Annotated in this window: 7 protein-coding genes; 3 read left to right on the plus strand and 4 right to left on the minus strand. The window is 72.8% G+C overall.

Features of this window, described 5'->3' with window-relative positions; genetic code table 11:
- Positions 1-2: 2 nt before the first annotated feature.
- From AB0C87_RS38520 to AB0C87_RS38535, 4 genes are all read right to left on the minus strand, one after another.
- Complete coding sequence (locus AB0C87_RS38520; protein ID WP_345182887.1) at positions 3-1,607, minus strand: glycosyltransferase family 2 protein; 1,605 nt, start codon at positions 1,605-1,607, stop codon at positions 3-5.
- Positions 1,597-2,628, minus strand: a complete 1,032-nt coding sequence (locus AB0C87_RS38525; protein ID WP_345182885.1) for a Gfo/Idh/MocA family oxidoreductase — start codon at positions 2,626-2,628, stop codon at positions 1,597-1,599. The genes AB0C87_RS38520 and AB0C87_RS38525 overlap by 11 nt, the downstream gene beginning before the upstream one ends.
- Entirely contained in the window at positions 2,625-3,734 is a 1,110-nt protein-coding gene (locus tag AB0C87_RS38530) for an aminotransferase class I/II-fold pyridoxal phosphate-dependent enzyme (protein ID WP_353831075.1), read from the minus strand. The genes AB0C87_RS38525 and AB0C87_RS38530 overlap by 4 nt, the downstream gene beginning before the upstream one ends.
- 146 nt (positions 3,735-3,880) lie before the next feature.
- Entirely contained in the window at positions 3,881-5,659 is a 1,779-nt protein-coding gene (locus tag AB0C87_RS38535) for an AAA family ATPase (protein WP_360581672.1), read from the minus strand.
- Between the two features lie 183 nt (positions 5,660-5,842).
- On the opposite strand from AB0C87_RS38535, the gene AB0C87_RS38540 reads away from it, so the two are divergent.
- Genes AB0C87_RS38540 through AB0C87_RS38550 form a run of 3 tightly spaced genes read left to right on the plus strand, consistent with a single transcriptional unit; the run spans position 5,843 to position 8,945 of the window.
- Positions 5,843-6,217, plus strand: coding sequence for a hypothetical protein (locus AB0C87_RS38540; protein ID WP_360581673.1), 375 nt, complete (start codon positions 5,843-5,845; stop codon positions 6,215-6,217).
- Entirely contained in the window at positions 6,193-7,071 is an 879-nt protein-coding gene (locus AB0C87_RS38545) for a hypothetical protein (protein ID WP_360581674.1), read from the plus strand. Before AB0C87_RS38540 ends, AB0C87_RS38545 begins: the two co-directional genes overlap by 25 nt.
- The gene (locus AB0C87_RS38550; protein ID WP_360581675.1) at positions 7,068-8,945 is read left to right on the plus strand and encodes an ATP-binding protein; all 1,878 of its coding nucleotides are present in this window, start codon (positions 7,068-7,070) and stop codon (positions 8,943-8,945) included. Before AB0C87_RS38545 ends, AB0C87_RS38550 begins: the two co-directional genes overlap by 4 nt.
- Positions 8,946-8,963: the final 18 nt, after the last annotated feature.

The raw sequence follows: 8,963 nt of genomic DNA on the forward strand, positions 1-8,963 counted from the left end.
TGCTACCTACCTCCAAGGGACGTCACGCGCCGGACCCGCTGGGCGACGGCCTGGGCCGGACGTACCGGACGTGTCTCGATCATCGTGCCGTGCCGGTCGTCGCCGGTGACCCCCAGCCGGTAGGGCCGGGCGCGGTGCCAGAAGAGCTCGCCGCGCGGGCCGGGCACCACGGACGCCCCCGGCGGCACGGCGAGGTCGTGCGTCTCCCCGGCCGCCCGCACGACGAGCCGCAGCGCGTGCCGGCCGCCGCCGGACGCCGCCGTGAGCGCCGCCGGAATCCGGGCGGTGACGTGCAGGCCGTCCTCGCGCGCCTCGCGGGTGGTGTACTCGTCGAGGTCGAGGGCCTTCCCGCCGCCGCGGGGGGCCAGCGCGAGCCGGGCGGTCGCGGGGTCGGCGGCCTCGGGGCCGGTGAGCGGGGTCCGGACGGTGATCTCCACCGTGTCGCGGTCGCGCCGCACGGCGACCGTCCGCGCCTCCTGGGAGAGCCGCTTGCGCATCCCCTTGGTGATCTCGAACAGGTCGTCCGGCAGTCCGAGGCGGGGGTCCTCGAAGCCCTGGTAGGCGAGGTAGGTGCGGCCGTCCTTGAGCGCGATCAGGTAGGAGCGCTCGGCGACGCCGTCCCGGATCGCCTCGCACAGCAGGTCGACCTCGCCGAGCTGCGCCAGCCGGAGCCGGGCGCGGCGGACGATGGGCAGCGTGTAGAGGACCTCGTCGGTCACGTACCGCTCGACGAGACTCCCGACGCGGGCGGCGACGTCCTCCTGCGTCGCGCGGTCGAGTTCGAGGAACCCCTCCCGCGTCGGCATCGTCAGCTCCCAGCGGGCGTGCCGCCTGAGGATCGCGTCCCGCTTCGGACCGGGCTCGATCAGGTCGGCGACGACGCCGAACAGGCTCTCCGCGCATTCGAGCCGGGTGTGGACCTGGACGGCGCCCTGCGTGATGTTGCCGCCGTCGTCGCGCAGCACCGCGTAGTAGCAGGTGTAGTCGGCGAGGACGGAGATCCGCCGGGCGCGCACGCACGCCTCCAGGGTGAACGGCTGGTCGCTGCCGATCCGCATGTGCTCGTGGAACCGCAGCTTGTGCCGCTCCACCAGCTCGCGGCTGAACAGCTTGCAGTTCGACAGCACCCACGGCAGCACCGAGTCGTACAGGTCGATCTCGGGGCGGTTCTCGGCGAACAACTCGGGCCGCCGGACGGCCCGCCCGTTGACGCCCTCCATCTTCCCGACGAGGACGTCCGAGCCCCACTCGTCGGCCGCCGCGACCATGCGCTCCAGCGCCTCGGGGCCCAGGTAGTCGTCGGCGCCGACGAAGTAGACGTAGCGGCCGGTCGCGTGGTCGAGCGCGCGGTTGCTGGGGGCCGCCGGGCCGCCGGAGTTCGGCTGGCGCAGCACCCTGATGACGTCGGGGTACTGCTCGGCGAAACGGTCCAGCTCGGCGCCGCTGCCGTCGGTGGAGCCGTCGTCGACCGCGACGACCTCCATGCGGTCGGGGCCGATGCTCTGCCCGACCAGCGAGTTCAGGCAGTCGGTCAGGTACGGCATCGTGTTGTAGACCGCGACCACGACGGTGACGTCGGGAACCCCGGCACTCACGTCAGACGGCACCGAGGGCCTCCTCGGGGTGCAGCGTCACCGTCTCGCCGAGGCGGGCGGACTTCAGGACGGCGGCCGACACCCGGACCGTCCGCAGGCCCTGCCGCAGGGTGACGACGTCGCCCGGGGCGGCGCCGCCGGGGCCCGCGAGGACCGCGTCGCGGAACCGCTCGTGCTCGACCAGCAGCGGCTCGCGCTTGGGGATCGCGTATCGGATCATGTCGCCCTCGGAGACGCCGCGGAACGCGCGCAGCGCCTCCCACTCGGTGTTCACCTCGCCGTTGGCGTAGAACGTGAGGTCGGCGGTGAGCGTGTCGGCGATGAAGCAGCCGCGCTCGCCGGTGACGACGGTGGTGCGCTCCTTGAGCGGGCTCAGCCAGTTCACCAGGTGGTTGACCATGGAGCCGTCGGCCAGGCGCCCGACGGCGGCGACCATGTCCTCGTGCGGGCGGCCGCTGCGCGCCACGGTGTGCGCGGTCACCGACACGTAGTCCTGGCCGGTCACCCACCCGGTCAGGTCGATGTCGTGGGTCGCGAGGTCCTTGACGACGCCGACGTCGGCGATCCGGTGCGGGAACGGGCCCTGGCGGCGCGTGACGACCTGGAACACCTCGCCCAGCTCGCCCGCCTCCAGCCGGGTCCGCATGCTCTGCAGCGCCGGGTTGTAGCGCTCGATGTGGCCGACCCCGGCCACGAGACCGCGCGACTCGAACGCCTCCACGAGCCGTTCGGCGGCCTCCACCGAGTCGGCGAGCGGCTTCTCGATCAGCGCGCCGACGCCGCCCTCGGCGAGCGCGAGCCCGATCTCCTCGTGCAGCGCCGTCGGGCAGGCGACCACCGCGTAGTCGACGCCGGCGTCCAGCAGGTCCTGGAGGGAGGCCATCATCGGCACCCCGTGCGGGGCGCCGTCGGGCCGCCCGGCCGGGTCGACGATGCCGACGAGGTCGACGCCGTCCAGCCCGGACAGGACCCGGGCGTGGTTGCGTCCCATCACGCCGAGCCCGATGAGGCCCGCGCGCAGCGGCGCGCTCACGACGCGGCCCCGGCGGTGTTGACCGCGTCGGCCACGCGCGCCAGCTCGTCGTCGGCGAGGGACGGGTGCACCGGCAGCGACAGCACCTCGGCCGCCGCGCGCTCGGTCTCGGGGAGGTCCCAGCGCGGGTCCGGGGCGCCGTCCTTCAGGAACGGCGTGAGCCGGTGGACGGGCGTCGGGTAGTAGACGGCGCTGCCGACCTGCCGCTCTTCGAGGCGCCGCTGGAAGGCGTCCCGGTCGCCGGAGACGCGGACGGTGTACTGGTGGTAGACGTGCCGCACGCCGGGCGCGACCGGCGGCACCGCGGCGCCGGTGATCTTCGCGTCGAGGAACCGGGCGTTGGCGATGCGGCGCTCGGTCCAGCCGGGCAGCCGCCCGAGCTGCACGCGGCCGATGGCCGCGGCGACGTCGGTGAGCCGCACGTTGGCGCCGACGATCTCGTTGGCGTAGCGCTTCTCCATGCCCTGGTTGCGCAGCAGCCGCAGCGTCCGGGCGGTCTCCGCGTCGGCGGTGGTGATCATGCCGCCCTCCAGGGCGTGCATGTTCTTGGTCGGGTAGAAGCTGAAGCAGCCGATCGTGCCCAGCGCGCCCACCGGGGCGCCGCCGTGGGAGGCGCCGTGCGCCTGGCAGGCGTCCTCGACGACGGCGAGGCCGTGCCGCTCGGCGATCGCGCCGACGCGGTCCATCGCCGCCGGGTGCCCGTACAGGTGCACCGGCATGATGGCGGCGGTGCGGGGGCCGACCGCCGCGGCGACGGCGTCCGGGTCGACGCAGAACGAGCCCGGCTCGATGTCGACGAAGACGGGCTCGGCGCCGACGAGGCGGACGACGTTGGCCGTGGCCGCGAACGTGAACGAGGGGACGATCACCTCGTCACCGGGGCCGATACCGAGCGCCATCATGCTCAGGTGCAGCGCCGAGGTCCCGGAGTTGACGGCGACGCAGTGGCGGCCCGCCACGAGCGCGGAGAACTCCTCCTCGAACGCGGCGACCTCAGGGCCCTGGACGACCCGGCCGCTGCGGAGCACGCGGACGGCCGCCTCGATCTCCGCCTCCCCGATCACGGGGCTCGCCGCGGGGACGGGCCTTTCCGATTCCACGGGCATGCACAGGCTCCTTAGGGCGAGACGATGAGCAAGGGCTTCCTCGCGGGGACAGATCGCGACCGGACAAAGATGCGCACTCTCGGCGGAAGCCTCGTCTGACGGACGGATTCTAGCCAAGTCAGACAGTGGCGAGGACGTTTGCCGATCTATCCCCCTCGGAGACCTCCCATGAAGACGCCCGTCCAAAACCGCTGCCGGTCCGGCTCGGCTCCGAACAGGTAGGTGGCCTTCAGCTTGGGCGGCAGCAGCGGCGCCAGCCGGGCGGCGGCCTCCGTGTGCTCCCGGAGCTGCGACAGCTCGGCGTTGGCGAAGACCCGGTGCACGATGTCGGTCGCGTCCGAGCCCTCGTCCCCGGCCGCGCGGAGCCGCTCCGCCCAGACGTCCAGGTCGGCGGCGAGTTCGCGCAGGCCGGTCACCTGCCGGCGGGCGAGCCGCGCCTCGAGCGCGGTGAGCGGCACGGGCGCGTAGTCGCCGTCGCCCAGGTACATCTTGCCGATGTCCAGGGGCAGGCCGGTGCCGTGCAGGCGGATCAGGCGCTCCAGCGTGCGCTTGGTCATCCACTGGCGCCCCTCGTCGTCGATGTCGTTCTTCCACCACTCCAGGACGGTTTCGGCCACCGCACCGTAACGGGAAATAAGCCATTCGTTCGCCGGAATGTCATCCGGCTCGATTTCCAGCGAGACGGTGAAGCGGGACGCCTGCGCGATGGTGTTGCGTGACACGAGCAGCTTGCGGCCCAGGTAGTACGGAGGATTCTGCAAGGCGATCTGGGCGCGGAGGCCCGTGATGCGCCGCCCGGCCAGGGACCACTCCTGCGTGACCTCCATGAGGCGGGCGAAAGTGGCCTTGTCCTTGGGGCGGTTGTACTCGTCCCAGACGATGGCCTTGTCACCGGGCTCCAGGAACGGGCCCGACAGAAGGTTGTCGAGGGTCCCGTCCAGGGTCGGGACGGGCGCGCACAGGTCCTCCACGCTGGTGACGGGCAGCGAGAAGTAGAGCGGGTCCGTGCCGAGCTCGTCCCGGACCACCTCCTTCACCACCTCCGTCTTGCCGCAGCCGGGCGGTCCCTGCACGAGCACGGCCCAGCGCCGCTCGATCGCCGTGCGGACGACGCGGCGGACGGCGTCCGGGACGTGCGCCGGGTCCGGGACGTCCGCCCCGGCGCGGCGCAGCTCGGCGGCGACGCGGCCGAGGATCTCGGGGGCCTGGTCGGTTCCCCGCTTCTTGTCCGAGGCGACGAGCCGCAGGCGGCGCCCGTCCACGAGGGGCAGGCCCCAGGCGAGCGGCAGCCCGGCGAGCGCGCAGTCGAGGACGTGCTCCAGCGTGCGCGGCGACAGCAGCCGGCGCAGCTCGGCGGGCAGCGACGCCCACACCCGGAACACGCCGGTGAGGTCGACGCCGCGGAACCTGCGCGACAGCGCGGCCCGCCACGCGGTGTCGGCGGCGGTGACCCGCAGCGTCGCCATCCGGTCGAGGACGGCCGGGTCCGTGCGGAGCGCGGCGGTCTCGGCGAGCGTCTCGTTGTCGGTCAGGAACACCCCGACGCAGCCGAGCGCGCGCAGGTCGTGCTCGCCGAGCGTCCAGTTGCAGGCGATCTGCATGAGCTGCGACTGGATCGTCGCGCCCGCCTGGAGCGAGTCGTCGATGAGCAGCACGAACGGCTTCCCCGGTTTGAGCTGCCGCATGATGAGCTGCCGCAGCACCAGCTCCCCGTCCTGCCGGACGGGCGCGTTGACGAGCAGGTCGTCGGGGGTGAGGTTCGCGGCCGGGACGTACACGAGCGCGGTGTCCTCGCGCCGCCGGACGTGGTGGAAGAACGTGGAGGTCTTGCCGATGCCGTGCTCGCCGAACACCTGACCGGTGATCCCGAGGTCGATCATCGTGTCGATGAAGCGGGCCAGCCGCGGCCCGTCCGGCATGCTCATGCGATCAAGTACAGCGGACCGGGGATGCCCGGATCACCCGATTTACGACGGAGCCCGTCCCCCTCCCCCCGGCCGCGCCGCCGCGCCCGGCCGCGGCCCTCGCTTCGTCCTACCGGCCCGCTATCGTTCCCGCGTCCAGATGACCCGCGAAGCAGGGGAGCGCGCCATTCACGAGGAAAGGCCGTGACCGGCGACCTCGGCTCCGCGGGTCGCCATCCGGTCGGAGGGGCCGCGGCCCGCCCGGGCCACCGGCCCCGGCGAGAGCGCCGTCCGCTGGACCTGCGCCGGCTCCTGGCGGAGGAGGACGCGGACCATGAGATCGTCGAGCAGGCCCGCCGGCGCAAGGAGTCCGTGCTGCTGGGCTTCGGCGCCGGGCAGAGCGTGGTGGCGTCCTGGCTGTACGCCAAGTGCCATCACCACATCCCGACCACCGCGATCCCCACCGCCGCCGTGATGGCCACCGGCGACGGAAGCTGCGCCCTGCTCTACAACCCGTACTTCTTCATGACGAGTTCAGCCACACCGACCTCACGGTGTACGGCGAGTTGCGCCGGATGAAGGCGCTCACCGAACCCGTCACGGCGTACTGCGTCCACCTGACCGGCGACGACCCCGGCGGCTCTGGCGAGGCGCACGACGGCGACCGGGCGGAGCGGCGGGTGGTCCCGTTGGACGCCGAGACCGTGGAGCGGCTCGGCGACGACGTCCTGCGCGAGGTGATGCGGGCCGCGCTGCGCGGGAATCCGGCGGCGCGCGGCGAACTCCTCGACCTGGCCGGCCGCACGACGGACGGCGGGGAGCGTCTGGAGCGGCTGTGGGGGAGCCTGGGCCTGGACAGGCTGCGCGGCGTCACCCCGAGGACCCGCCGGGTCGACTGGTGGCAGCGGTGGCTGGCCGACGTGCTCGCCTCGAAGCTGGGCGAGAGCGAACGGCTGGTCTACCCGAAGAAGCACGGCGCGGTCATGCTGGCCCTCGGCCACCCCCCGATGCTGGCCCGGCGGGGGCCGGTGCGGACGAAGGTGGTGCTCATCGCCTTCGACACGTCGGGCTCGATGCCCGACCACGTGGTCGACTGGCTGACCACCCTGGTCGGCCGCACCGACGGGGTGGAGAGCCACTGGCTCGCCTTCGACGGGGTCGTGACGCCGTTCGTCCCCGGCGAGCGGGTGGCGGGCGGAGGCGGCACCGATTTCCAGAACGTCGTCGACTACGCCGAGGGCCGGCTGGAGGTCGACGGCAGGCGGTTCGAGACCGAACCCGACGCGGTCATCATGGTGACCGACGGTCGCGCGCCGCACGTCACCCCGGCCGCCCCCGACCACTGGATCTGGTTGATCACCGACGGCGGCGACGACTGGCCGGACCACCACCACCCTCCGATGGCCTGCCACCGGGTCACGTCCGGGCGATGAGCGAGGAGAGCCGAACAGTGACCGCCGCGGGGCGGCGGTGGAGACCCACCGCCACCTATCCCGACCCGCCGGAGCACGGCCCCGCGACGAGGCTGGAGAAGTTCATCGACGCGATGATCTCGACCGAGCAGACCGGGCAGATCTTCGGCGAGCACGGCATCGGCAAGACCTCCACGTTCGTCTCGTACGTGCCGAAGCGCTTTCCCGGCACCGCCCTGGTCGTCGTGCCCGCGGCCAACCTCTCCCCCGATGACCTGCTGGTGAACGCCCCGGTGCGCGACGACCGCAGCGGGGAGCTGGCGCTGCGCCAGCTCGTCATGCGGCAGCTCGTCCCGGGCAAGCCGTTCGTGCTGCTCATCGACGACTCGTTGCAGGCCGGCAACGCGGTGCAGTCCCAGTTGATGCAGATCGCCTGCGACTGGAGCCTGGGCGAGTACGACCTGCGCGAGCTCGGCTGCGTCGGGGTGTTCCTGACCGACAACGAGTCGTTGGCGGAGACCACCGGCCGCCGGTCCGACCCGGCGATCCTCGACCGGATGGTCACCATCCGGCTGACCGCGAACGACACCGCGTGGCGGCAGGCGCTGGCCGAGCGGTATCCCGGCTGGGATCTGCGTGAGGTGTTCCGCGACTGGGCCGGGCTCAGCCCGGAGCTGCGCCACCTGCTCTCGCCGCGCACCCTGCAGCATGTCCTGGACTGCGCCCGCGCCGGCTTCCCGCTCGCCTGGGGTCTGCCGATCCAGAACGGCGCCCGGCTGGCGCTGGCGGAGGAGGGCCGGGACGGGCGGCCGGGCCGGGACCGCACGGCGGAGGTGCTCGACGGCATCGCCGCGGCGGTCGGGGCGGCCAACCCTGCCACCGTCGCCGACCCGGTCCGCCGCATCCTGCGGGCCGCGATCGCCAACCGCTGGGCGGTGCTCCTGCAGGGCCCCCCGGGATGCGGCAAGACGCAGATCACCAAGCAGATCGCCCGGGAGGAGACCGGCCACGAGCCCGTCTACTTCTCGCTGCCGGTCACCAGCGTCGAGGACCTGTGCGTGCCGGTGCCCACCCCGGACGGGTCGCTGGAGGCCATGCTCGCCCGGTCGCTGCTCGACCCGAGGCCCAAGGTGCTGATCTGGGACGAGTACAACCGGCCGAAGGACAAGGCGGCCTTCGCCAGGCTCATGGAGATCACTCAGGAGTGGACCCTCGCCGGCCGCCGGATCCCCGGCCTGCGGGCACAGGTGGCGTTGCAGAACCCTCCCTACCACCTGGGCCGCAAGTTGATGGTGGCCGCCAACAACGTGGCCCAGGCCAGCCGGTTCACGATCAGCTACGAGGTCCACCCGGACGACATCCCGGCCAACGAGTGGCTGATCTCGACCTACGGGGAGACGGCCGAGACGGTCCTGGAGTGGTGGAAGCACGACATCGACGACGAGGGCCGGGACTGGATCACCAAGCGCACCATGGAGCGGCTGATCAAGCTGCACCGGGCGGAGATGCCGCTGCAGCCGGCCCTGATGTACCTCGGCGACGGCGAGTACGCCCCGGTGCCGCTGTCCGGGCTGGAGGCCCGCCTGGCGGACCGCCGGCCGATCGGCCTGGTGGAGATCGCCGAGAACTGCTCCGACTGGGAGGCCCGGCTGGCGAAGGCGGCCGAGACGTCGCAGGAGGGCACCGACGACACCGATCTGGTCCACCAGGTGTTCTCCAACGCCGAGGTGTCGCAGTTGGAAGGGCATCTCGACGTGGTGGCCCGGCTGCTGCCGTACCTGCCGCCGAAGCTGCGGGCCGCCTACCTGGTCGGGCAGACCCGGGAGCGGCAGCGCTTCTGGGTGGCGGCCCTGGCGCGGATGGCCCAGCTGTCCGCGAACGGCCGCGTCCGGTGACCGCCCAGGCGGTCACCG

The organism is Actinomadura sp. NPDC048021, assembly GCF_040653135.1.
In the GTDB taxonomy this organism is placed as follows: domain Bacteria; phylum Actinomycetota; class Actinomycetes; order Streptosporangiales; family Streptosporangiaceae; genus Spirillospora; species Spirillospora verrucosospora.

Excerpts from the sequence above, each read along its gene's own strand:
- AB0C87_RS38530 (WP_353831075.1), bottom strand. The coding sequence starts at position 3,734 with ATGCCCGTGGAATCGGAAAGGCCCGTCCCCGCGGCGAGCCCCGTGATC.
- AB0C87_RS38535 (WP_360581672.1), bottom strand. The coding sequence starts at position 5,659 with ATGAGCATGCCGGACGGGCCGCGGCTGGCCCGCTTCATCGACACGATG.
- AB0C87_RS38550 (WP_360581675.1), top strand. The coding sequence starts at position 7,068 with ATGAGCGAGGAGAGCCGAACAGTGACCGCCGCGGGGCGGCGGTGGAGA.